This window comes from Pseudomonas fluorescens (assembly GCF_000967965.1).
Taxonomy (GTDB): domain Bacteria; phylum Pseudomonadota; class Gammaproteobacteria; order Pseudomonadales; family Pseudomonadaceae; genus Aquipseudomonas; species Aquipseudomonas grandcourensis.
The window spans coordinates 90,301-113,683 of sequence record NZ_LACC01000010.1; the positions used below are offsets into that span (position 1 = coordinate 90,301).

Sequence of the window (23,383 nt, forward strand, 5' to 3'; positions counted from 1 at the left end):
TTGCCATCACTTGAAGCGATGGACGTTCGACAGCTGCTTGTTGACGCTGAAGTTCTTGCGGTAGATCAGTGCCATCTTGCCGATGACCTGGACCAGATCCGCTTTGCCGACCTTGCAGAGCTCTGCAATGGACGCCAGGCGCGATTCGCGATCGAGGATGTTGAGCTTGATTTTAATCAGCTCGTGATCCGCCAATGCGCGTTCGAGTTCGGCTAACACACCTTCAGTCAAACCGTTGTCAGCCACAATCAAAACTGGTTTCAGATGGTGGCCAATGGATTTGTACTGTTTCTTCTGCTCTTGAGTGAGCGGCATAATCTGACCCCTGCGTCTGATCTTGTAAAAAGCGGCGGCCAGTTTACCCGAGCGAGTCCGGGACCGCCCAGTTAATCACGACCCGTTTTATTTTCGAGGTGGCCCGTGGCCCGTTCCAAGACAAGCCTTAACTGGCTGAAAGAACATTTCAACGACCCATTCGTCAAAATGGCACAAAAAGACGGGTACCGTTCCCGCGCCAGCTACAAGCTGCTGGAGATCCAGGAAAAGGATCGTCTGATTCGTCCGGGCATGAGCGTAATCGACCTTGGTGCGGCCCCCGGTGGGTGGTCCCAGGTGACCAGTCGTCTGATTGGCGGGCAGGGAACACTGATCGCTTCTGACATTCTGGAAATGGACAGCATTCCGGACGTGACCTTCATTCAGGGGGACTTTACCGAGGATGCCGTGCTGGCCCAGATCCTCGAGGCCGTCGGAAAAAAGGAAGTAGACCTTGTGATTTCCGATATGGCCCCCAATATGAGTGGATTACCGGCCGTAGACATGCCGCGAGCGATGTTCCTGTGCGAATTGGCACTGGATCTTTCGACCCGGGTGCTCAAGCCCGGTGGTGATTTTTTGATCAAGATCTTCCAGGGCGAAGGCTTCGATGAGTTCCACAAGAGCGTTCGCCAGCAGTTCGAGAAGGTGCAGATGCGCAAGCCGACCTCGTCGCGCGACCGTTCTCGCGAGCAGTACCTGCTGGGTCGCGGTTTCCGCGGACGCAGTGAAGGTTGAGTGAATTTTCGATCAGGGTGATAGGTTTTTTGTATTACGCCTTGTCAGAATTAGCGAATATTGTGTAGGAAGTGTTTCACAAAGGGTTACAGACGGCGCCTGCCAAGTTGTAGGTAATGTAGTAAGTTAGGCCGGTGAATATCATGCGAAGCGCGCGTCAGTAGCGGAGCTTGCTTCAGAGGGTAGTTAATTGAACGATATGGCAAAGAATCTGATCCTGTGGTTGATCATCGCGGCTGTCCTGGTGACGGTGATGAACAACTTCTCCAGCCCTAACGAGCCGCAGACCCTCAACTATTCCGACTTCATCCAGCAGGTCAAGGATGGCAAGGTCGAGCGCGTGGCGGTTGATGGCTACGTGATTACCGGCAAACGCAACGATGGCGACAGCTTCAAGACCATTCGCCCGGCGATCCAGGACAACGGCCTGATCGGTGACCTGGTGGATAACCACGTCGTGGTCGAAGGCAAGCAGCCTGAACAGCAATCCATCTGGACTCAGCTTCTGGTTGCCAGCTTCCCTATCCTCGTGATCATCGCCGTGTTCATGTTCTTCATGCGGCAGATGCAGGGCGGTGCCGGTGGCAAGGGCGGGCCGATGAGCTTCGGTAAAAGCAAGGCGCGCCTGCTCTCGGAAGATCAGGTGAAAACGACCCTGGCTGACGTTGCCGGTTGCGACGAAGCCAAGGAAGAAGTCGGCGAGCTGGTCGAGTTCCTGCGCGACCCAGGCAAGTTCCAGCGCCTGGGTGGCCGCATTCCTCGCGGTGTGCTGATGGTCGGTCCTCCGGGTACCGGTAAGACCTTGCTGGCCAAGGCCATCGCCGGCGAAGCCAAAGTGCCGTTTTTCACCATTTCCGGTTCCGACTTCGTCGAAATGTTCGTCGGTGTCGGTGCCAGCCGTGTTCGCGATATGTTCGAACAGGCCAAAAAACACGCTCCATGCATCATCTTCATCGACGAAATCGATGCGGTCGGTCGCCATCGTGGCGCCGGCATGGGTGGTGGTCACGACGAGCGCGAGCAGACGCTCAACCAGTTGCTGGTTGAGATGGACGGCTTCGAAATGAATGACGGCATCATCGTGATTGCTGCGACCAACCGTCCTGACGTACTGGACCCTGCGTTGCTGCGTCCGGGCCGTTTCGACCGCCAGGTTGTGGTCGGTCTGCCGGACATCCGTGGTCGCGAACAGATTCTCAAGGTTCACATGCGCAAAGTGCCGATGGGCGACGACGTTGCTCCGGCCGTGATCGCCCGTGGTACTCCAGGCTTCTCCGGTGCTGACCTGGCGAACCTGGTGAACGAGGCGTCCTTGTTCGCCGCCCGTGCCGGCAAGCGCATCGTCGAGATGAAAGAGTTCGAACTGGCGAAAGACAAGATCATGATGGGCGCCGAGCGCAAATCCATGGTCATGTCCGAGAAAGAAAAGCAGAACACGGCTTATCACGAAGCAGGCCACGCCATCGTGGGGCGTGTCGTGCCAGAGCATGATCCGGTGTACAAAGTGTCGATCATCCCGCGCGGCCGTGCGCTGGGTGTGACCATGTTCCTGCCGGAAGAAGATCGTTACAGCCTGTCCAAGCGTGCGTTGATCAGCCAGATCTGTTCGCTGTACGGCGGTCGTATCGCTGAAGAAATGACCTTGGGCTTCGATGGCGTGACCACCGGTGCTTCCAACGACATCATGCGCGCCAGCCAGATTGCGCGGAACATGGTGACCAAGTGGGGGCTCTCGGAGAAACTCGGCCCGTTGATGTATGCCGAAGAAGAGGGCGAAGTGTTCCTCGGTCGCGGCGGTGGCGGTCAGAGTGCAAGTTTCTCTGGCGAAACAGCCAAGTTGATCGACTCCGAAGTGCGCAGTATCATCGATCAGTGCTACGGCACGGCGAAGCAGATTCTCACGGATAACCGTGACAAGCTTGACGCGATGGCCGATGCCTTGATGAAGTACGAAACGATCGATGCCGAGCAGATCGACGACATCATGGCGGGTCGTACGCCTCGCGAGCCACGCGACTGGTCGGGTGGCACGGGTACTTCCGGCACCCCTCCGGTGGTGCAGGATGAGCGTCCGGAAACACCGATCGGTGGTCCTGCTGCTGACGTATAAGGTTTGAAATGACTTCTGTTCAGTCCTCGACCCGGTTGCCTTGCGGCAACCGGGTTCTTGATTTGGCCCAGACGCATGTCATGGGTATTCTCAATGTCACTCCTGATTCTTTCTCCGATGGTGGCCAATACAGCCAGCTCGACGCGGCCATGCGCCACGCCGAAGCCATGGTGGCGGCCGGCGCTACGCTGATCGATGTCGGTGGCGAATCCACTCGTCCTGGTGCCAGGGCGGTGTCGCCACTGGAAGAGCTGGAGCGCGTAGCGCCCATTGTCGAACGCATCAGTCGCGAACTGGACGTCATCATCTCGGTCGACACCTCAACGCCATCCGTCATGCGTGAAACTGCGCGCCTGGGTGCCGGGCTGATCAATGACGTGCGTTCGTTGCGTCGCGATGGAGCCCTGGATGCTGCAGCGGCCACCGGGCTGCCGGTCTGCCTGATGCATATGCTGGGCGAGCCGGGCGATATGCAGGACAATCCGCAGTATCAGGATGTCACCAGGGAGGTCGGTGAGTTTCTCTCCGAGCGCATGCATCAGTGTTCATTGGCGGGAATTGCGGCTGAGCGGATCATTCTTGACCCCGGCTTTGGCTTCGCCAAAACCTTGCAGCACAATCTGAGTTTGTTCAAACATATGGAAGCCCTGCATGCCTTGGGGCGACCCCTGTTGGTCGGGGTTTCGCGAAAGAGCATGATTGGTCAGGCGTTGAATCGTCCGGTGGGAGACCGTCTGTATGGTGGTTTGGCGCTCGCGGCGCTGGCTTCGGCGAAAGGTGCGCGTATATTGCGCGTCCATGATGTAGCCGAAACAGTGGATGTGGTGCGGATGATCGCCGCAGTGGAATCAGCCGAATAAGAATGATGGAGCACTTATGAGCAAAAAATATTTTGGCACCGATGGTATTCGTGGGCGTGTCGGTGAATACCCGATTACTCCTGACTTCATGCTCAAGCTCGGCTGGGCTGCAGGTATGGCATTCCGCAAGATGGGCGCCTGCAAGGTACTGGTAGGTAAGGACACCCGGATCTCCGGCTACATGTTCGAGTCTGCGCTTGAAGCAGGGCTGACGTCGGCAGGTGCCGATGTAATGCTGCTGGGACCGATGCCGACTCCGGCTATCGCCTATTTGACGCGTACTTTTCATGCCGAGGCTGGCATCGTCATCAGTGCGTCGCACAATCCGCATGATGACAATGGCATCAAGTTCTTCTCCGGCAATGGCACCAAGCTGCCGGATGAAGTCGAGCATATGATCGAAGAGTTGCTCGATACGCCAATGACCGTGGTTGAGTCGAGCAAGATCGGCAAGGTGTCGCGAATCAACGACGCCTCCGGCCGTTACATCGAATTCTGCAAGAGCAGCGTACGCACCGGCACCAGTTTCACGGGGCTGAAGATCGTGGTCGACTGTGCTCATGGGGCCACCTACAAAGTGGCGCCGAGCGTGTTCCGCGAGTTGGGTGCCGAGGTCGTGGTTCTCTCCGCGCAGCCCAATGGTCTGAACATCAACGAAAACTGCGGTTCGACCCATATGGGGCAACTGCAGGCTGCCGTCCTGGCTGAAAAGGCGGACCTGGGCATTGCCTTCGATGGCGATGGCGATCGCGTGCAGATGGTCGATCACACGGGGGCGGTAGTTGATGGTGATGAGTTGCTGTTCATCATTGCGCGTGACCTGCATGAGCGTGACAAGTTGCAAGGTGGTGTGGTCGGCACTCTGATGAGTAACCTGGGGCTGGAGCTGGCCCTGGCCGACCTGGGCATTCCATTCGTGCGCGCCAATGTCGGTGATCGCTATGTGATCGCCGAACTGCTTGAGCGCAACTGGATTGTGGGCGGGGAAAATTCGGGGCACGTGGTGTGCTTCAGTCACACCACCACCGGTGACGCAATTATTGCCGCGCTGCAGGTGCTGATCGCGCTGAAGCGCCGGGATGAAAGCCTGGCGCTAACCCGACAGGCGCTGCGCAAGTGCCCTCAGGTACTGATCAATGTGCGATTCGGTGGCGGCGCAAGCCCACTCGATCATCCGTCGGTCAAGGAAGCCAGCGAGCGTGTGACCAAGGCCATGGCGGGTCGGGGGCGTGTGCTTTTGCGCAAGTCCGGAACCGAACCGCTGGTGCGTGTGATGGTCGAAGGCGAAGACGAAACGCAGGTTCGTGGCTATGCCGAAGAGCTGGCAAAACTGGTTACTGAAGTTTCTGCCTGAATTCGGCTTGCCAGCCATGATTGTGTTGGGTAACATCTGCGCCCACTTTGACCGACGAGGTACAGCATGCGTCGCCCTATGGTAGCTGGTAACTGGAAGATGCACGGTACCCGCGCCAGCGTCGCTGAGCTGATCAACGGCCTTCGTGACTTGGCCTTGCCGAGCAGTGTTGATGTCGCGGTATTCCCGCCTTTCCTGCATATCAATCAAGTGATTGATGGCCTGGAAGGGAAGTCGATTTCGGTCGGCGCGCAGAATTCTGCGGTGGAATCCGGGCAAGGTGCGTTGACCGGTGAAGTTGCTCCGAGTCAGTTGGTGGATGCGGGTTGTTCCCTGGTGCTTGTCGGGCACTCCGAGCGCCGCCAGATCATGGGCGAGCAGGATGCAGTGCTGATCCGCAAGTTCGCAGCGGCACAGGCATGTGGCTTGATTCCGGTGTTGTGTATAGGGGAAACCCTGGAGCAGCGTGAAGCCGGAAAGACTCTTGAGGTTGTCTCGCGTCAGCTGGGCAGTATCATTGAGGAGCTGGGTGTCGGTGCCTTTGCCAAGGCAGTGATCGCTTACGAGCCGGTCTGGGCCATTGGCACCGGGCTGACTGCAACGCCACAACAGGCGCAGGATGTGCATGCAGCCATTCGCGCCCAGTTGGCGGCAGAGAATTCTGAAGTCGCGCAAGGTGTGCGGCTTCTATACGGCGGCAGCGTGAAGGCGGCCAATGCGGTCGAACTGTTCGGCATGCCGGATATCGATGGGGGCCTCATTGGTGGGGCTTCCCTGAATGCAGATGAGTTCGGTGCGATCTGTCGCGCCGCGGGAAACTGAAAAAATGCTGGAAACAGTCGTAGTCGTTTTTCATCTGCTGGGTGCATTGGGCGTAGTAGCTCTGGTTTTGCTGCAGCAGGGTAAAGGTGCGGATGCTGGCGCGTCTTTCGGAGCAGGTGCTTCAAATACTGTGTTCGGAAGCCAAGGTTCCTCTACCTTTCTTAGTAAGTTTACTGCTATACTTGCCGCAGGTTTTTTCATAACCAGCTTGGGGTTAGGTTACTTTGCTAAAGAGAAGGCTCACCAGCTGACTCAAGTAGGTCTCCCAAATCCAGCGGTACTGGAAGTTCCAAAGCAACAACCGGCTTCTGATGATGTCCCGGTGCTTCAAGAGCAAAAGTCGGCTACTCCAGCGACTGACGTGCCTCCAGCTCAAGAGCAGAAGTAAGAAGGGTTTCAAACGTAGTATTGCCGAGGTGGTGGAATTGGTAGACACGCAACCTTGAGGTGGTTGTGCCCATAGGGTGTAGGGGTTCGAGTCCCCTTCTCGGTACCAATTAGTCAGGAGAGCCCGCTGTTGCGGGCTTTCTTGCAGGTGGAAGGTTACATTGACCCTGTAGGGGATCGGTCGTATACTTCCGCCCCAGCTTTGTCGCGGGGTGGAGCAGTCTGGTAGCTCGTCGGGCTCATAACCCGAAGGTCGTCGGTTCAAATCCGGCCCCCGCAACCAGTTTAAGGAGCCCCTTTTAAGGGGCTTTTTGTTAGCTGGACACTTTCAACGCCGCTGTTCGACGGCGTTTCAAGGATGGGCGTTTCGCCCATTTTTTTATTTTGCATAGCATGCACATACATGCACTAGGGGGTTCAGGTGTCGAGCAAGCTAGAAGAGTTGCAGGCCTTGCTGGCCCCGGTGGTCGTGGCCCTAGGCTATGAATGCTGGGGTATCGAGTTTTCGGCTCAGGGTCGTCACTCGATGTTGCGCGTTTATATCGATAAAGAAGGCGGCGTGCTGGTGGACGATTGCGCCATCGTCAGCCGTCAGATCAGCGGTGTGCTGGATGTTGAAGATCCAATCTCCGTTGAGTACACCCTTGAAGTTTCCTCGCCTGGCATGGAACGCCCTCTGTTCACTCTTGAGCAGTTTGCAAAATTTGCCGGTGAACAAGTGAAGATCAAGCTGCGCTCGCCTTTTGAAGGACGACGCAACTTTCAGGGCCTTCTGCGCGGCGTAGAAGAGCAGGATGTCGTGGTGCAGGTAGATGACCATGAGTTCCTGTTGCCGATCGATATGATCGACAAGGCCAACATTATTCCCAGTTTTGACTGAGGCGTGCCAGATACTGCGGATCCCGCGGATCCAATGGCTTGCGAAAGGCGAGGCGTACGATGAGCAAAGAAGTACTGCTGGTTGTTGAGTCGGTATCCAATGAAAAGGGCGTACCGGCAAACGTGATTTTTGAAGCGCTGGAGCTGGCCCTGGCCACTGCTACCAAAAAGCGTTTCGAAGACGAAGTTGATCTGCGTGTGGAAATCAACCGCCACACGGGTGCATACGAGACATTCCGTCGCTGGACGGTCGTCGAAGAAGCAGACCTGGACGATCCGGCCATCGAAACCTGGCCGAGCAAGGTTGCCGAAACGCATCCTGGCGCCAAGGTCGGTGACGTCGTAGAAGAGAAGATCGAGTCCATCGAGTTCGGCCGCATCGCTGCACAGACTGCCAAGCAAGTCATTGTGCAGAAAGTTCGCGAAGCCGAGCGCGCTCAGGTTGTTGACGCTTATCGCGAGCGCCTGGGTGAAATCATCTCCGGCACCGTGAAAAAAGTCACCCGCGACAACGTGATCGTTGATCTGGGCAACAACGCTGAAGCGTTGCTGGCCCGTGAAGACATCATTTCTCGCGAAACTTTCCGGGTTGGCGTGCGTCTGCGTGCGCTGCTCAAGGAAATCCGCACCGAGAACCGCGGCCCGCAGTTGATCCTGTCGCGTACCGCGCCGGAAATGCTGATCGAGTTGTTCCGCATCGAAGTGCCGGAAATCGCTGAAGGCCTGATCGAAGTAATGGCAGCATCCCGTGACCCGGGTTCGCGCGCCAAGATCGCGGTCCGCTCCAAGGACAAACGCATCGACCCGCAGGGCGCTTGCATCGGTATGCGCGGTTCGCGCGTCCAGGCAGTGTCGGGTGAGTTGGGCGGTGAGCGTGTGGACATCGTCCTGTGGGACGACAACCCGGCTCAGTTCGTGATCAATGCAATGTCGCCGGCTGAAGTGGCGGCAATTATCGTTGACGAAGATGCCCATGCAATGGACATCGCCGTTGGCGCAGACAATCTGGCTCAGGCCATTGGTCGGGGTGGTCAGAACGTGCGTCTGGCTAGCCAGTTGACTGGCTGGACCCTGAACGTGATGACCGAATCGGACATCCAGGCTAAGCAGCAAGCAGAAACCGGCGACATCCTGCGCAACTTCATCGACGAGCTGGAAGTCGACGAAGACCTGGCGCAGGTGCTGGTAGATGAAGGCTTTACCAGCCTGGAAGAGATTGCCTACGTACCGTTGGAAGAAATGCTCAACATCGACGGCTTTGACGAAGAAACCGTCAACGAGCTTCGCGCTCGCGCCAAGGATCGTTTGTTGACCAAAGCCATCGCTACTGAGGAAAAGCTGGCAGACGCCCATCCGGCCGAAGACCTGCTCTCGCTTGAGGGTATGGACAAGGATTTGGCGATGGAACTGGCGGTGCGCGGCGTAATTACCCGCGAAGACCTGGCCGAGCAGTCTATTGACGACCTGCTCGACATCGACGGCATTGACGATGATCGTGCCGGCAAGTTGATCATGGCCGCCCGAGCCCACTGGTTCGAGTAATTAGGCGCGGCCTGAGGAGAGAAGTGCATGACGCAAGTCACGGTGAAACAACTGGCCGATGAGGTCAAAACACCGGTAGAGCGCCTGTTGCAGCAGATGCGTGAGGCAGGTCTGCCGCACACCGCCGCCGAAGAACATGTGACTGACAGTGAGAAGCAATCGTTGCTGACTCACTTGAAAAGCAGCCACAAGGCGAAAGTGGAAGAACCACGCAAGATTACGCTGCAGCGTAAAACCACCAGCACCCTGCGTGTTGCTGGCAGCAAGAGCATCAGCGTTGAAGTACGCAAGAAGAAAGTCTTCGTACAACGCAGCCCGGAAGAAATCGAGGCCGAGCGCAAGCGTGAACTGGATGAACGTCGCGCAGTAGAAAATGCTGCCCGTCAGAAGGCTGAAGAAGAAGCCAAGCGTCGCGCCGAAGAAGAAGCGCGTCGCCAGCCTGCTGCTGCGCCGAACGCTCAAGCCGAACCTGTTGCAGCGCCTGCTGCGGTGGCCGAGCCAGTTCGCGAAAGCGCACCGGTTGTGGCAGCCGCTCCGGCTCCTGCGGCCGATACCCGCAAGCGTGACGAACAGCGCCGTCCGGACAAGCCACGTGCCGACGATAATAGTCGTCGCGGTAGCAGCGATGGCGAGCGCAAAAACGCTCCGCATCGTGCTTCGGTCAAAGAGAAAGCGCCTGCTCCACGCGTTGCCCCACGTACTACCGACGAAGAAAGCGACGGCTTCCGTCGTGGTGGTCGCGGCAAGGCCAAGCTGAAGAAACGCAACGCTCACGGTTTCCAGAGCCCAACCGGCCCTGTAGTGCGCGAAGTGAAGATCGGCGAGACCATCACTGTTGGCGATCTCGCCCAGCAGATGTCGGTCAAGGCTGCTGAAATCATCAAGTTCATGTTCAAACTGGGTACTCCAGCGACCATCAACCAGGTACTGGATCAGGAAACTGCCCAACTGGTTGCCGAAGAGCTGGGCCACAAAGTGACCCTGGTCAGCGACACTGCCCTGGAAGATTCCCTGGCCGAGTCCCTGAAGTTTGAAGGTGAAGCGTTCTCCCGTGCACCAGTCGTGACCGTAATGGGCCACGTTGACCACGGTAAGACCTCGCTGCTCGACTATATCCGTCGTGCCAAGGTAGCTGCAGGCGAAGCCGGCGGTATCACCCAGCACATCGGTGCGTACCACGTTGAAACTGATCGCGGCATGGTCACTTTCCTCGATACCCCGGGTCACGCTGCGTTTACCGCAATGCGTGCTCGTGGTGCCAAGGCGACTGACATCGTGATCCTGGTCGTTGCAGCGGACGACGGCGTGATGCCGCAGACCATTGAAGCTGTCCAGCACGCAAAGGCTGCCGGTGTTCCGTTGGTTGTTGCAGTGAACAAAATCGACAAGCCGGGCGCTGATCTCGATCGCATCCGTAGCGAACTGTCGGTTCACGGCGTGACTTCGGAAGAGTGGGGCGGCGACACCCCGTTCGTATCGGTTTCGGCGAAAGTCGGTACTGGCGTGGACGAGTTGCTCGAAGCTGTTCTGCTGCAAGCTGAAGTTCTGGAACTGAAAGCGACTCCTTCGGCTCCTGGCCGTGGCGTCGTGGTTGAATCGCGTCTCGACAAAGGTCGTGGCCCGGTTGCTACCGTTCTGGTTCAAGACGGTACCCTGCGCCAAGGCGACATGGTGCTGGTCGGTTCGAACTATGGCCGCGTTCGCGCCATGCTCGACGAGAACGGCAAGCCAATCAAAGAAGCTGGTCCTTCCATCCCTGTCGAGATTCTCGGCCTGGACGGTACCCCGGACGCTGGCGACGAGATGAGCGTAGTTGCTGACGAGAAGAAAGCCCGTGAAGTGGCTCTGTTCCGTCAAGGCAAGTTCCGCGAAGTCAAACTGGCCCGTGCTCACGCTGGCAAGCTTGAAAACATCTTCGAGAACATGGGTCAGGAAGAGAAGAAGACGCTCAACATCGTCCTCAAATCCGACGTCCGTGGTTCGCTGGAAGCGTTGAACGGTGCCTTGAACGGCCTGGGTAACGACGAAGTGCAAGTGCGTGTTGTTGGTGGCGGCGTCGGTGGTATCACCGAGTCCGACGCTAACCTGGCGCTGGCCTCCAATGCTGTACTGTTCGGCTTCAACGTGCGTGCCGATGCTGGCGCTCGCAAGATCGTCGAGCAGGAAGGTCTGGATATGCGTTACTACAACGTGATCTACGACATCATCGAAGACGTCAAGAAAGCCCTCACCGGTATGCTGGGCAGCGATGTTCGCGAGAACATCCTGGGTACCGCTGAAGTGCGTGACGTGTTCCGTTCGCCGAAGTTTGGCGCGATCGCCGGTTGCATGGTTATCGAAGGTGTTGTTCACCGTAACCGTCCAATCCGTGTACTGCGTGAAGACATCGTTATCTTCGAAGGCGAGCTGGAATCCCTGCGCCGCTTCAAGGATGACGCTTCCGAAGTACGTGCCGGCATGGAATGCGGTATCGGCGTCAAGAGCTACAACGACGTCAAAGCTGGCGACAAGATCGAAGTCTACGAGAAGGTCCAGGTTGCTCGCAGCCTCTAACTCGCGCACTTCAAGGGCCACGGCGAGCCGCCGCATGCAAGTGCGCGGCACGGCGTCAGGACTCTAAACGCAACGCCCGGTCTGGCTTTTGTCAGGCCGGGCGTTTGCCGCTTTCAGACCTCACGGGTTTCACCTTGGGGCAGTAACAGGTAACAAGACATGGCAAAAGAATATAGCCGTACCCAACGTATCGGCGATCAGATGCAGCGTGAGCTGGCACAGCTGATCCGTCGTGAAGTCAAAGACCCGCGCGTCGGCCTGGTCACCATTACCGCTGTTGAAGTCAGCCGTGACGTCGGTCACGCCAAGATCTTCATCACCGTGATGGGGCAGGACAGCGCCGAAGAAATCGCACAAAGCATCAAGGTGCTCAACTCCGCCGCCGGTTTCCTGCGCATGCAGCTGGCTCGCGAGATGAAGCTGCGCAGCGTTCCACAGCTGCACTTCCACTACGACGAAAGCGTCGTGCGTGGTGCGCATCTGTCGGCATTGATCGAGCGCGCAGTGGCTGAAGACAATCAGCATCCGGTTGCGGCAGAAGCCGAAGACACCAAGGAGTAATCGGTGGCTCAGGTCAAACGTATCCGTCGTAACGTCAGCGGCATTATCCTTCTCGACAAGCCGCTGGGGTTCACCTCCAACGCGGCCTTGCAGAAGGTTCGCTGGTTGCTGAACGCCGAAAAGGCAGGTCATACCGGCAGTCTCGATCCCTTGGCCACCGGCGTGTTGCCGCTGTGCTTCGGCGAGGCCACCAAGTTCTCGCAATACCTGCTCGATTCCGACAAGGGTTATGAAACCCTGGCGCAACTGGGCAAGACCACCACCACGGCGGATGCCGAAGGTGAAGTTTTGCAGGAGCGCCCGGTGACCGTTGGTCGCCCCGATGTCGAGGCTGTACTGCCGAAATTTCGTGGGCAAATCAGTCAGATACCGCCGATGTACTCGGCACTCAAGCGTGATGGCCAGCCGCTGTACAAGCTGGCTCGTGCAGGCGAAGTAGTGGAGCGCGAACCGCGTTCTGTTACTATTACGCGCTTGGAATTGCTGGCCTTCGAAGGTGATACTGCGCGGCTGGCGGTGGATTGCACTAAAGGCACCTATATCCGCACCCTGGTGGAGGATATCGGTGAGCAACTCGGTTGTGGCGCTTACGTTGCAGAACTGCGACGTACCCAGGCCGGGCCATTCACCCTGGCGCAGACGGTTACCCTCGAAGAGCTGGAAGCGGTACATGCCGAAGGCGGCAACGAAGCGGTCGATCGCTTCCTGATGCCATCGGACAGCGGCCTGCTGGATTGGCCACTGTTGCAGTTCTCGGAAGCGAGTGCGTTCTACTGGCTCAACGGCCAGCCGGTACGTGCCCCGGATGCTCCGAAGTTCGGCATGGTGCGGGTACAGGATCACAATGGTCGCTTCATCGGTATCGGTGAAGTGAGCGAAGACGGGCGCATCGCGCCACGTCGACTGATTCGGTCAGAATGACCGAACGAGGGTGGCTGTCAACAGGCACGGTCACTACTCATTTTTAGATACAGGGATTTGTCCCTGGCCTGTTGAAACTGTTTTTCTGAAACAGTTTCCTGATAAAAGGATTGCCTCATGGCTCTCGACGTTCAAGAAAAAGCTCAAATCGTAGCTGACTACCAGCAAGCTGTTGGTGACACTGGTTCGCCAGAAGTGCAAGTTGCACTGCTGACCCACAACATCAACAAGCTGCAAGGTCACTTCAAGGCCAACGGTAAAGATCACCACTCCCGTCGTGGTCTGATCCGCATGGTAAACCAGCGTCGTAAGCTGCTGGACTACCTGAAAGGCAAGGATCTGGGTCGCTATCAGACTTTGATCGGTCGCCTGGGTCTGCGTCGCTAATAAGCGATTGCGCTAGAGGTTGGTTGTCTGTCGTGCACCAGCGGGTTTCCCGCCGGCGCATGGCAGGCTCCCAGCCTCAAGTTTTATCTGGATACCTGCTTTGCCTGAGTAACACCTGGACAAGCCAGTCGGGCCGATTCCCGACATTGCCCAAGAATTTCGCAAGAAACCAGTTCCCCCAAGAGCCACAAAGAAGGTAGGACACCGTGAACCCGGTAATCAAAAAATTCCAGTTCGGTCAGTCGACCGTTACCCTCGAGACTGGCCGTATCGCCCGTCAGGCCTCCGGCGCAGTATTGGTCACCGTTGACGACGACGTCAGCGTATTGGTGACTGTAGTCGGTGCAAAACAAGCCGATCCAGGCAAGGGCTTCTTCCCTCTGTCTGTTCACTACCAGGAAAAGACTTACGCTGCCGGTAAGATCCCAGGCGGTTTCTTCAAGCGCGAAGGCCGTCCTTCCGAGAAAGAAACCCTGACTTCCCGACTGATCGACCGCCCGATCCGTCCGCTGTTCCCGGAAGGCTTCATGAACGAAGTGCAGGTTGTCTGCACCGTCGTTTCCACCAGCAAGAAGACCGATCCGGACATCGCTGCGATGATCGGTACCTCGGCTGCGCTGGCGATCTCCGGCATTCCTTTTGATGGCCCGATCGGCGCTGCCCGCGTTGCGTTCCACGAAAGCACCGGCTACCTGCTGAACCCGACTTACGAGCAACAGGCTGCTTCGAGCCTGGACATGGTCGTTGCCGGTACTTCGGACGCCGTACTGATGGTTGAATCGGAAGCCAAAGAGCTGACCGAAGACCAGATGCTGGGCGCGGTACTGTTTGCTCACGACGAGTTCCAGGTTGTGATCAACGCCGTTAAAGAACTGGCCGCTGAAGCTGCCAAGCCAACCTGGACCTGGGCTCCTGCGCCAGAAGCCACCGAACTGCTGGGCGCTATCCGTGCCGAGTTCGGCGAAGCGATCTCCCAGGCCTACACCATCACCGTCAAGGCCGACCGTTACGCTCGCCTGGGCGAGTTGAAGGACCAGGTCGTTGCCAAGCTGTCCGGTGAAGAAGGCCAGCCTTCTTCCAGCGAAGTCAAAGCGGCTTTCGGCGAAATCGAATACCGCACCGTTCGCGAAAACATCGTTAACGGCAAGCCACGTATCGACGGTCGCGACACCAAGACTGTCCGTCCGTTGAACATCGAAGTCGGTGTTCTGCCAAAAACCCACGGTTCGGCTCTGTTCACCCGTGGCGAAACCCAGGCTCTGGTCGTTGCAACTCTGGGTACTGCCCGTGATGCACAGCTGCTGGACACCCTGGAAGGCGAGAAAAAAGACCCGTTCATGCTGCACTACAACTTCCCTCCGTTCTCGGTAGGCGAGTGTGGTCGCATGGGTGGCGCTGGTCGCCGCGAAATCGGTCACGGCCGTCTGGCCCGTCGTTCGGTTTCGGCCATGCTGCCTGCCGCTGACGTGTTCCCGTACACCATCCGTGTTGTGTCGGAAATCACCGAATCCAACGGTTCGAGCTCGATGGCTTCCGTTTGCGGCGCTTCCCTGGCCCTGATGGACGCTGGTGTGCCGATGAAGGCGCCGGTTGCCGGTATCGCCATGGGTCTGGTTAAAGAAGGCGAGAAATTCGCCGTCCTGACCGACATCCTGGGTGACGAAGACCACCTGGGCGACATGGACTTCAAAGTAGCCGGTACCGCCAAAGGCGTCACTGCGCTGCAGATGGACATCAAGATCAAGGGCATCACCGAAGAAATCATGGAGATCGCTCTGGGCCAAGCCCTGGAAGCGCGCCTGAACATCCTCGGCCAGATGAACCAGATCATTGGCCAGTCGCGTACCGAACTGTCGGCCAACGCTCCGACCATGATCGCGATGAAAATCGACACCGACAAAATCCGTGATGTCATCGGTAAAGGTGGCGCGACCATTCGTGCGATCTGTGAAGAAACCAAGGCTTCGATCGACATCGAAGACGACGGTTCGATCAAGATCTTCGGCGAGACCAAGGAAGCGGCTGAAGCAGCACGTCAGCGCGTTCTGGGTATCACCGCTGAAGCCGAGATCGGCAAGATCTACGTCGGTAAGGTTGAGCGCATCGTCGACTTCGGCGCATTCGTCAACATCCTGCCGGGCAAGGACGGTCTGGTTCACATCTCCATGCTGAGCGACGCTCGCGTTGAGAAAGTGACCGACATCCTGAAAGAAGGCCAGGAAGTGGAAGTACTGGTACTGGACGTGGACAACCGCGGCCGTATCAAGCTGTCCATCAAAGACGTGGCTGCAGCCAAGGCTTCGGGCGTTTAATTACGCCTCACGCCTGACCGCTTCAACGTTGTAAAAAAATGCCCCGCCGTGAAAACGGTGGGGCATTTTTATGTGCCGCAATTAACTGTGGCGAGGGAGCTTGCTCCCGTCGGGTTGCGCAGCGACCCAATGTTTTGCTGTGGGCCGATGGTTTTACGACTGCTGCGCAGCCGAGCGGGACGGTGCGGCGTTCCGACAAGCTCCCTCGCCACAGGTTGCCGCAACTCATAAGCGATGCTAGGTTTAGCCCACCGCCCGTGTAGCTCAGCCGGTAGAGCAGCGCACTCGTAACGCGAAGGTCGCAGGTTCGATTCCTGTCTCGGGCACCATATCCCCCTCGGTCATTTCACCTTTCTGCTCAGGTCCTCGACGGTACGCTTGAGGTTCTCGCCGTCATCAAAACATCGTGTGCACAACTTTTTGCGGGGAGATGCAAAGAGACGTGTAAATCCTCAGCCAAACGTCCTATATTCGGAGCCTGCCTGAGCACCGCCCAGCAGTTTTCAGATGATCCAGAATGGTTCTGAAGGCCAGATAAACCGGGCCTGATCCGGTTTTTGTGTCAGAGAGATCCTTGAAGATCCAGATCCATCTTCCATTCCCAGATCAGCGAGAACGCCATGACCGTTAAAGAGATGACCCAGGAAGCCCGACACGAAGAAGCGCTGAAGAAGTACGTGCTGGATAACCACGAACTGATGGACGAGATCAAGGACTTGAGTCCCGATGATCAGAAAGACCAGATTCAATGGGCTTTCGAGGACGAGGCCGAAGCCCAGGGCTTGCAGCCGTGGGAATTGAGCCTCAAATACACGTCGACACCGGAAGAGTACGAAGCAGAACGCCTGAAGCTGCATAAAGAAGCTGCCGAGGTGTTGGGCGTCGAGTGGGAAGAGTACTGCGAGATGAACAATCTGGTGGTTTGAGAGCAGATTCAAGCTTCAAGCGGCAAGCTACAAGTCAAAGCAGATCCGCTTGAAGCTTGCAGCTTGCCACTTGTAACTGCACCTCAGAGACTCAAACGCATCGACAGATCGACCGCCTTCACATCCTTGGTCATCGCACCGATCGAAATGTAATCCACCCCGGTCTGTGCAATCGGCAGCAACGTGCTTTCGTTGATCCCGCCGCTGGCCTCCAGCTTGGCCTTGCCGGCGTTCAAGCGCACGGCTTCGCGCATGTCGTCCAGGCTCAGTTCATCGAGCATGATGATGTCGGCACCGGCCGCCAGCGCTTCTTTCAATTCATCCAGGCTTTCCACTTCAACCTCGACCGGTTTGCCCGGGGCGATCTTGTGGGCGGCGGCGATGGCCTGCGCGATGCCGCCGCTGGCGGCGATGTGGTTTTCCTTGATCAGGAAGGCGTCATACAGGCCGATGCGGTGGTTATGGCAACCGCCGCAGGTTACGGCGTACTTTTGCGCCAGGCGCAGCCCCGGAATTGTTTTGCGGGTGTCCAGCAGCTTGACCTGAGTCTCGGCCACGAAGTCCGCCAGGTATTGCGCACGGGTCGCCACGCCGGAGAGCAGTTGCAGGAAGTTCAGGGCGCTGCGTTCACCGGTCAGCAGCGAGCGCGCCGGGCCTTCGAGGTGGAACAGCACCTGATTGGGCGTCACCCGTTCACCGTCGGCAACCTGCCAGTGTACCGCCACCCGTGGGTCCAGTTGCCGAAACACGTTATCCACCCAGGCGGTGCCGCTGATGACGGCCGCATCGCGGGTAATGATGGTGGCTTTGGCCAGGCGCTCGGCCGGGATCAACTGCGCGGTGATGTCGCCGCTGCCGATGTCTTCACGCAACGCACGGCGCACGTTGGCTTCGATTTCGGCGGTCAGATCGGCGAGACGTAGGTTCGGCATAACGGACTCCACAAACAAAGTGGCTCGATTATAGGGCCATGGCACGGACCAACCCAAGGCATCAGAGCGTTACGTTGGCACCGGCACCTACATTTGGTCGAATCCCTGCCGTTGTCGCGTTGGTCATCGTTGCCGAGCAAACACCTGTTTGAGGGCAGATGCAGAGTCTTCTGGCACAAAGGGGAGTTTTTACAAGATAATCCGCCTTGTATTTGACGTCATGAGTTTGACGAGTCGAAGCATCACCGTTCCAGGGAGGCCGAATGCACAACGACGGGAATGTAGTGCCTTTGCACAAGGCAACTACCGACCAGGTGGCTCACTCGCCACTCGCCCGACTGCCGGCGATTCTTCTCCAGGTTCGCGACAAGGCCGCGCAACAACTGCGGCACGGATTGCAGGCACTGTTCGACAACGCCGACGACACCCTCTTCGAAATGGCCGACCGCGCCCGCTGTGGCGTCGAGCAAAACATCTTCTTTCAAGCGATGCGCGATTTGCGCCTCAAGCGCAAAAGCATCGAGCGGGTTTTTCTCGAACAGTTTTTCGCCGCGTTTATCCGTCTCGGCCAATACGAAAGCGCGCTTGCGGCCTTGCCCCAGGCCCTGGCGGCCGATACCTCGACGGTGCAACCCGATGTAGAGCTCGAGCGCACGGTCGCGGTGCAAGCGATGGTCAGCCGGGTGCTGGACCGCGACGGTTTCGCCCTGGACCAACTGACGGCCCGGCTCTGCGCCTTGTTGGGCAAGGCGCCGGGCGATCTGCACAATCCCCTGGGCCCAGCGATGCTCTGCGAGTACTTTTTGCAAGCCGCACGCCAGCTGGGGCTGGAGATCAAGGTCAAGCTGATCATCCTCACGTTGTTCGAACGTTATGTCCTCAGCGAGACCGATCAGCTTTACGCAGAAGCCAATCAGCTGCTGCTCGCCACCGGTGTGTTGCCCGACCTGAAACCGGCGCCGGTGTGTCGTACTACCGACCGACCTGACATCAGCGTTCAGGATGGACCGACCGATGAGGGCCCCGATCCGGTCTGCTTGCCGATCGATGAAAGTGTCCAGGAGGCTTTCGCCGCGTTGCAGGTCCTGCTGCTCAACGTTCGCGGCAGCCTGTCGCCTGTGCTGGAAGTCAGTGCCACGGCACAGCCGATTTCCACGCGCGATCTGTTGCGCCTGCTTTCGCACTTGCAGCAATACGTGCCGGCACCGGCGGCCGTCGATGATTTTGATCTGCACAACCAGCTCGAACAGTTACTGACCCGGGTCAGTGTCAAAAGCGGCAGGTCACGGGTTTTCGGGGAGGCCGATGAGGATGTGATCAACCTGGTCGCCATGCTTTTCGAATGCATGCTCGATGATCGCAACCTGCCGGATTCCCTCAAGGTACTGATCGGCCGATTGCAGATTCCACTGGTCAAGGTGGCGGTGCTCGACAAGAGTTTCTTCAGCCGCAGCAGTCATCCGGCACGGCGTCTGCTCAACGAAATCGCCAACGCAGCCATGGGGTGGGGAGTCAGTGACGATCATGAGCGTGACAACCTTTACGTGCGCATCGACCAGGTCGTACAGCGTCTGTTGAATGACTTTGTCGATGATCCGGCGATATTTTCCGAACTGCTGGCCGACTTTCTCGCGTTTACCCAGGATGAGCGCCGTCGCAGCGAGTGGCTTGTGCAGTGCGTTCGCGACGCCGAGCACGGGCGGGCCAATTCGCCTGGGAAGGCGTCGATGATGGTCGAGGTGCAGGAGCCTGTCGATCAAATGCATCCAGGCTGCTGGGTGGAGTTTCAGGAAGACCCGGAAAATACCCTTCGCTGCAAACTGGTGGCTGTCATTGAAACCACCGGCAAATACATCTTCGTCAACCGCACTGGCATGAAAGTGCTCGAGCGCAGCCGCACCGACCTGGCCCAAGAGCTGCGCAACGGCGTGGCGCGAGTGCTTGACGATACCTTGTTGTTCGAGCGGGCACTGGAGTCGGTGATCGGCAACCTCAAGCGACTCAAACGCGGCAAGTGATCGCGCCCCGGGGGATTATCGCGGCATACTGTGCCAACACAGTCGACGTTGAAGGAATCGGTATGCAGTTGGACCCCGCGAGCGGTTGGATTCAGGGAGTGCATCACTGCCCCTCACCCAACTTCAATGCGCGCCCCACAGGCGAAGTTTCCCTGCTGGTGATCCACAACATCAGCCTGCCGCCGGCGCAGTTCGCCACCGGCAAGGTGCAGGAATTTTTCCAGAATCGTCTGGATGTCACCGAACACCCCTATTTTGAAGGGATCGCGGATTTGCGGGTGTCGGCGCACTTTCTGATCGAGCGTGATGGTACCGTCACCCAGTTTGTTTCGTGCCTTGAGCGTGCGTGGCATGCGGGGGTCTCGAGCTTCGAGGGACGGGAAACCTGTAACGATTTTTCCGTGGGCATCGAACTCGAAGGCACGGATGATCTGCCGTTCACCGACGCGCAATACAGCGCGTTGACAGCCCTGACCCGCCAGTTGCAACAGGCGTTCACGGCAATCACCACGGAGCGCATCTGCGGGCACAGTGACATTGCACCGGGGCGCAAAACCGATCCAGGGCCGGCGTTCGACTGGGCACGCTATCGTGCCGCCTTGGCACAAGAGGAAGGACGATGAGTTTTCTGGTGTTGCTGTTGGCGGTGTGGATCGAGAAGTTCTCGGCCTTGCGCCATCGGGTTCAGCGTGACAATGGCTGGACACACGAGCTGAACAAACTTGAAGCCAGCCCGCGACTTTCGAACCGACCATGGCTGGTGCTGGCGGCACTGGTCTTGTTGCCGGTGGCGTTGCTGGCTTTGCTGCTGGTCGTCATCGAGCCGGTGGCCTACGGGTTGCTGGCGTTGCCGATCCATTTGCTGGTGGTTATCTACAGCCTGGGGCGCGGTGATCTGCTGGGCGATCTCGGGCCGTTCCGCGATGCCTGGCGTCGGGAGGACCTGCAAGCGGCGGCCCATGTCGCCAAGCGCGACCTGGATATCTGTGCAGACAATGGCGAGCAGCTACTGGAGCAGGTCGAAGGGCATTTGCTGTGGGAGGCCTACCAGAGCTTTTTCGCGGTGATTTTCTGGTACTTCCTGTTGGGACCGGTCGCGGCGCTGAGTTATCGGCTGCTGGCGCTGGCCGAAGAACACGGGAAAAACCCTGCAGTGGTCGAGCGCGCCGGGCAACTGCGTCACGCCTTTGACTGGTTGCCGGTGCGTCTGCTGGCGGCGAGCCTGGCGTTGGTCGGCAATTTTGTCGCGGTCAGTCGGGTCATGCTGCATGAGCTGCTGAACTGGAACATCAGCGCCGCGCAATTGATCGTGAAAGTCGGGCTGGTGGCCGGTGAAATTCCGGCACCGGTGACCGGTGCGGAAGGTATCAACAATCTGGACCGCATTTGGGCGCTGCTGCTGCGTGCGGCGGTGCTCTGGTATGCTGGGTTTGCATTGTGGACGGTCCTGCATTAGTCCAGCAGTCAATGCCCCCTCGCCACTGGGCGATCACTAGTCCGAAGTGCTTCGCCCTGTCGTTAACCTTAAGTTACAAAGCCTCCTGCCGATTTAAGTTATACAGAGATAGCGCCGAATAGTGGCTATCTGCTGTCTGTCTGCGCCTGCCAATAAAAAAAATAAGAAATTGAAGGGAGACATCCAGTGAAGAGCTTGCTCTATCCCGCTGTCGCACTGATGAACCGCCTGAGCTTCGGCATGAAGTTCAGCCTGATCAGCGTACTGTTCCTGGTGCCGATGCTGGTGACCAACTTCTATCTGGTGCGTGACTCCTATCGCGAATTCCAGGGCACGCGCATCGAACTGCAAAGTCTCGACCTGTTGGGCAACAGCCTGGCGTTGCGGCGCGATCTGGAAACCCTGAACAACCTGGTGCAGATCAATGTCAGCCTCGGCCAATCCGGCAAGGCCGGCAATGTCGAATCGAAAATCAGCGCCCTTGAGCAGAATATTTTGACTCGCCTGCAAGGGCTGACGGCGATGACCGGCGACCCGGAGCAGGTCGCGGTGTTTGATGGCAAACGCGATGAAATGATCGCCGCGTTCAAGGCCCAGCAAACGGAAAACTCCCTGCAAAGCAAAAGTGCCTTGATCGGCAAGCTGGTGGGCAGCGCGCAGATTTTCAGCCAGCTCATCACCAGCCAGTCCGGCCTCAGTCGCGACAACCAGAGCGACATGCGCCAGTTGAGCGAACTCGTCACCCTCGTCACGCCACGGGTCACCCAGATCCTGGGCGAAGGTCGGGCAATGGGCTCTTATTCGCTGGGGCAGGGGTTCATCAATTCGGCTTCAAGTACCCGTTTCGATGAATTGCTGGCGCAGATTGAAAAGCTCCAGGCCGAGTATGGCCTGAAGTTGCAGGATGCCCTGGGTTCCAGCAAGGCTGCGCGTGAGACCTTGGCCGCTCAGGCCGATAGCAGCCGGGCATCCTTGAAGAAAGCCAGCGAGCTGTTCGAAGAGCAAGTGGTCATGGCCGATACCCTCGATGCACCGTGGCAGGGCTTTTACGATCAGGTCACTGCCCTGATGGACCAGACCTACCAACTCAATGAAGCAACCCTGAAGTATCTCGGCCCGCAGTTGCAGCAACGCCTGGACCAGAACCGTACACACATGATCTTGCAGGCCGTGGCGCTGTCTGTGGTGTTTGTACTGATCTTCTACCTCTACGGCGGTTTCTATGCCTCGACCCGCACCACGCTCAAGCGCCTGGGAGCTGTGATGGACAAGGTGGCGGCCGGCGACATGACCGTGACCTTCAGCGCCCACAGCCGCGATGAGCTGGGGGAGTTGGGTGAGGTGTTCAACGGCACCGTGAAAAAGATCCATGACCTGATCGAGCGGGTGGGGCAGACCGTCAGTGAAGTCGAGCGTCAGGCCGGGCAAGTGGAAAACGTTTCCGCGCAAAGCAACCAGGCCGTCGCCGGGCAGCGCACGCAGATCGAACAAGTGGCTACGGCCATGAACCAGATGTCAGCCACTTCCCAGGAGGTCGCGCGCAGTGCCGCCGCGGCGGTGAGCAGTGCCCACAGTGTCAACGACGAGACCATCAGTGGCCGCGGCCTGGTGGAGTCGCAGCAAGGCAGCATTGCCGCGCTGGCCAACGAGATCGATCAATCGGTGCTGGTGATCAACCAACTGGCCAGCGACAGCCAGTCCATCAGCCGCGTACTCGAAGTGATCAAGAGCATCGCCGAGCAGACCAACCTGCTGGCGCTCAATGCCGCCATCGAGGCCGCACGGGCCGGTGAGCAGGGCCGTGGTTTCGCCGTGGTAGCCGATGAAGTCCGGACCCTGGCCAAGCGAACCCAGCAATCGACCGAAGAAATCGAACAGATGATCGCCAGGCTCCATGGTGGTGTCGGCGCGGCGGTCAAGGCCATGGGTACCAGCCATGAAATGGCCAGCGGCACGGTGGGGCAGTCGGAGAAGGTCCAGCAGGCGCTGGAAAACATCCTGGGAGCGGTCGGCATGATCGTCGACCAGAACCAGCAGATTGCCGCCGCCGTGGAGCAGCAAACCGCCGTGGCCCACGACATCGACCAGAACATCGTCGAGATCAATCGCGCCGGCGAGCGTACCGCTGAAGGTGCGCATCAGACCGAAGACGCCAGCCGGGCGTTGTCGGCCCAGGTCGTGGAGTTGAAGCAGTTGATCAGCGCGTTTCGGGTCTGAAGGCGTCCTGGGATCCTGTGGGAGCAAGCCCGCTCCCACAGGGTTTGGAGTGCTGTCGGAAAGTTTTGTAATACTTTTTCCCTTTCCAGGTGG

20 protein-coding genes and 3 tRNA genes are annotated in these 23,383 nt (G+C 58.2%); 21 read left to right on the forward strand and 2 right to left on the reverse strand.

Annotation, left to right across the window (positions count from 1 at the left end):
• Positions 1-6: 6 nt before the first annotated feature.
• Positions 7-315, reverse strand: coding sequence for a YhbY family RNA-binding protein (locus tag VC35_RS06865; protein WP_007942889.1), 309 nt, complete (start codon positions 313-315; stop codon positions 7-9).
• Positions 316-420: 105 nt separating this feature from the next.
• Here VC35_RS06865 and rlmE point away from each other — a divergent pair, with 105 nt between their 5' ends.
• The 17 genes from rlmE (at position 421) to VC35_RS06950 (ending at position 16,667) form a co-directional block, all read left to right on the forward strand.
• The gene (gene rlmE / locus VC35_RS06870) at positions 421-1,053 is read left to right on the forward strand and encodes a 23S rRNA (uridine(2552)-2'-O)-methyltransferase RlmE (protein WP_046038702.1); all 633 of its coding nucleotides are present in this window, start codon (positions 421-423) and stop codon (positions 1,051-1,053) included.
• A gap of 199 nt (positions 1,054-1,252) precedes the next feature.
• Positions 1,253-3,163, forward strand: a complete 1,911-nt coding sequence (gene ftsH, locus VC35_RS06875; RefSeq protein ID WP_015093436.1) for an ATP-dependent zinc metalloprotease FtsH — start codon at positions 1,253-1,255, stop codon at positions 3,161-3,163.
• An 8-nt stretch (positions 3,164-3,171) separates the two neighbouring features.
• Complete coding sequence (gene folP / locus VC35_RS06880; RefSeq protein WP_046038707.1) at positions 3,172-4,023, forward strand: dihydropteroate synthase; 852 nt, start codon at positions 3,172-3,174, stop codon at positions 4,021-4,023.
• A 16-nt stretch (positions 4,024-4,039) separates the two neighbouring features.
• Positions 4,040-5,377: a phosphoglucosamine mutase gene (glmM, locus tag VC35_RS06885; RefSeq protein WP_046038709.1), complete on the forward strand. Its 1,338-nt coding sequence runs from the start codon at positions 4,040-4,042 to the stop codon at positions 5,375-5,377.
• Positions 5,378-5,443: 66 nt separating this feature from the next.
• Positions 5,444-6,199, forward strand: a complete 756-nt coding sequence (gene tpiA / locus VC35_RS06890) for a triose-phosphate isomerase (protein WP_046038710.1) — start codon at positions 5,444-5,446, stop codon at positions 6,197-6,199.
• Positions 6,200-6,203: 4 nt separating this feature from the next.
• Positions 6,204-6,587, forward strand: coding sequence for a preprotein translocase subunit SecG (secG, locus tag VC35_RS06895; protein WP_017336473.1), 384 nt, complete (start codon positions 6,204-6,206; stop codon positions 6,585-6,587).
• Positions 6,588-6,609: 22 nt separating this feature from the next.
• Positions 6,610-6,695 (forward strand) — tRNA-Leu (locus VC35_RS06900).
• 97 nt (positions 6,696-6,792) lie between these two features.
• A tRNA-Met gene (locus VC35_RS06905) sits at positions 6,793-6,869 on the forward strand.
• Between the two features lie 138 nt (positions 6,870-7,007).
• Positions 7,008-7,466 (forward strand): ribosome maturation factor RimP, encoded by a 459-nt coding sequence (rimP, locus tag VC35_RS06910; protein WP_007915250.1) that lies wholly within the window; start codon positions 7,008-7,010, stop codon positions 7,464-7,466.
• Positions 7,467-7,525: 59 nt separating this feature from the next.
• The gene (gene nusA / locus VC35_RS06915) at positions 7,526-9,007 is read left to right on the forward strand and encodes a transcription termination factor NusA (protein ID WP_007900474.1); all 1,482 of its coding nucleotides are present in this window, start codon (positions 7,526-7,528) and stop codon (positions 9,005-9,007) included.
• Between the two features lie 27 nt (positions 9,008-9,034).
• On the forward strand, positions 9,035-11,560 hold the full coding sequence (gene infB / locus VC35_RS06920; RefSeq protein WP_046038713.1) for a translation initiation factor IF-2: 2,526 nt from the start codon (positions 9,035-9,037) through the stop codon (positions 11,558-11,560).
• A 159-nt stretch (positions 11,561-11,719) separates the two neighbouring features.
• Entirely contained in the window at positions 11,720-12,121 is a 402-nt protein-coding gene (rbfA, locus tag VC35_RS06925; protein WP_007973108.1) for a 30S ribosome-binding factor RbfA, read from the forward strand.
• Positions 12,122-12,124: 3 nt separating this feature from the next.
• The gene (gene truB, locus VC35_RS06930) at positions 12,125-13,042 is read left to right on the forward strand and encodes a tRNA pseudouridine(55) synthase TruB (RefSeq protein WP_046038714.1); all 918 of its coding nucleotides are present in this window, start codon (positions 12,125-12,127) and stop codon (positions 13,040-13,042) included.
• Positions 13,043-13,159: 117 nt separating this feature from the next.
• Entirely contained in the window at positions 13,160-13,429 is a 270-nt protein-coding gene (gene rpsO, locus VC35_RS06935; protein ID WP_003177875.1) for a 30S ribosomal protein S15, read from the forward strand.
• A gap of 206 nt (positions 13,430-13,635) precedes the next feature.
• Positions 13,636-15,741: a polyribonucleotide nucleotidyltransferase gene (gene pnp, locus VC35_RS06940; RefSeq protein WP_007915263.1), complete on the forward strand. Its 2,106-nt coding sequence runs from the start codon at positions 13,636-13,638 to the stop codon at positions 15,739-15,741.
• A 253-nt stretch (positions 15,742-15,994) separates the two neighbouring features.
• A tRNA-Thr gene (locus VC35_RS06945) sits at positions 15,995-16,070 on the forward strand.
• 291 nt (positions 16,071-16,361) lie between these two features.
• Positions 16,362-16,667, forward strand: a complete 306-nt coding sequence (locus VC35_RS06950) for a DUF6388 family protein (protein WP_046038717.1) — start codon at positions 16,362-16,364, stop codon at positions 16,665-16,667.
• A gap of 83 nt (positions 16,668-16,750) precedes the next feature.
• Here the strand turns inward: VC35_RS06950 and nadC are convergent, their stop codons facing one another.
• The gene (gene nadC / locus VC35_RS06955) at positions 16,751-17,599 is read right to left on the reverse strand and encodes a carboxylating nicotinate-nucleotide diphosphorylase (protein ID WP_046038718.1); all 849 of its coding nucleotides are present in this window, start codon (positions 17,597-17,599) and stop codon (positions 16,751-16,753) included.
• Between the two features lie 263 nt (positions 17,600-17,862).
• On the opposite strand from nadC, the gene VC35_RS06960 reads away from it, so the two are divergent.
• From VC35_RS06960 to VC35_RS06975, 4 genes are all read left to right on the forward strand, one after another.
• Entirely contained in the window at positions 17,863-19,617 is a 1,755-nt protein-coding gene (locus VC35_RS06960; protein ID WP_046038722.1) for a DUF1631 domain-containing protein, read from the forward strand.
• Positions 19,618-19,679: 62 nt separating this feature from the next.
• A complete protein-coding gene (ampD, locus tag VC35_RS06965) occupies positions 19,680-20,240 on the forward strand; it encodes a 1,6-anhydro-N-acetylmuramyl-L-alanine amidase AmpD (protein WP_046038724.1) in 561 nt (186 codons plus the stop codon).
• On the forward strand, positions 20,237-21,073 hold the full coding sequence (gene ampE, locus VC35_RS06970; protein ID WP_046038725.1) for a regulatory signaling modulator protein AmpE: 837 nt from the start codon (positions 20,237-20,239) through the stop codon (positions 21,071-21,073). Before ampD ends, ampE begins: the two co-directional genes overlap by 4 nt.
• A 186-nt stretch (positions 21,074-21,259) precedes the next feature.
• Positions 21,260-23,290 carry a methyl-accepting chemotaxis protein gene (locus VC35_RS06975; RefSeq protein WP_046038727.1) on the forward strand — a complete coding sequence of 677 codons (2,031 nt, stop codon included), beginning with the start codon at positions 21,260-21,262 and terminating at the stop codon, positions 23,288-23,290.
• Positions 23,291-23,383: the final 93 nt, after the last annotated feature.

Bases quoted from the DNA above. Each gene is read 5' to 3' on its own strand.
- VC35_RS06865 (WP_007942889.1), bottom strand. From the start codon at position 315: ATGCCGCTCACTCAAGAGCAGAAGAAACAGTACAAATCCATTGGCCAC.
- ftsH (WP_015093436.1), top strand. From the start codon at position 1,253: ATGGCAAAGAATCTGATCCTGTGGTTGATCATCGCGGCTGTCCTGGTG.
- folP (WP_046038707.1), top strand. From the start codon at position 3,172: ATGACTTCTGTTCAGTCCTCGACCCGGTTGCCTTGCGGCAACCGGGTT.
- glmM (WP_046038709.1), top strand. From the start codon at position 4,040: ATGAGCAAAAAATATTTTGGCACCGATGGTATTCGTGGGCGTGTCGGT.
- tpiA (WP_046038710.1), top strand. From the start codon at position 5,444: ATGCGTCGCCCTATGGTAGCTGGTAACTGGAAGATGCACGGTACCCGC.
- secG (WP_017336473.1), top strand. From the start codon at position 6,204: ATGCTGGAAACAGTCGTAGTCGTTTTTCATCTGCTGGGTGCATTGGGC.
- nusA (WP_007900474.1), top strand. From the start codon at position 7,526: ATGAGCAAAGAAGTACTGCTGGTTGTTGAGTCGGTATCCAATGAAAAG.
- infB (WP_046038713.1), top strand. From the start codon at position 9,035: ATGACGCAAGTCACGGTGAAACAACTGGCCGATGAGGTCAAAACACCG.
- rbfA (WP_007973108.1), top strand. From the start codon at position 11,720: ATGGCAAAAGAATATAGCCGTACCCAACGTATCGGCGATCAGATGCAG.
- rpsO (WP_003177875.1), top strand. From the start codon at position 13,160: ATGGCTCTCGACGTTCAAGAAAAAGCTCAAATCGTAGCTGACTACCAG.
- VC35_RS06950 (WP_046038717.1), top strand. From the start codon at position 16,362: ATGACCGTTAAAGAGATGACCCAGGAAGCCCGACACGAAGAAGCGCTG.
- nadC (WP_046038718.1), bottom strand. From the start codon at position 17,599: ATGCCGAACCTACGTCTCGCCGATCTGACCGCCGAAATCGAAGCCAAC.
- VC35_RS06960 (WP_046038722.1), top strand. From the start codon at position 17,863: ATGCACAACGACGGGAATGTAGTGCCTTTGCACAAGGCAACTACCGAC.
- ampD (WP_046038724.1), top strand. From the start codon at position 19,680: ATGCAGTTGGACCCCGCGAGCGGTTGGATTCAGGGAGTGCATCACTGC.
- ampE (WP_046038725.1), top strand. From the start codon at position 20,237: ATGAGTTTTCTGGTGTTGCTGTTGGCGGTGTGGATCGAGAAGTTCTCG.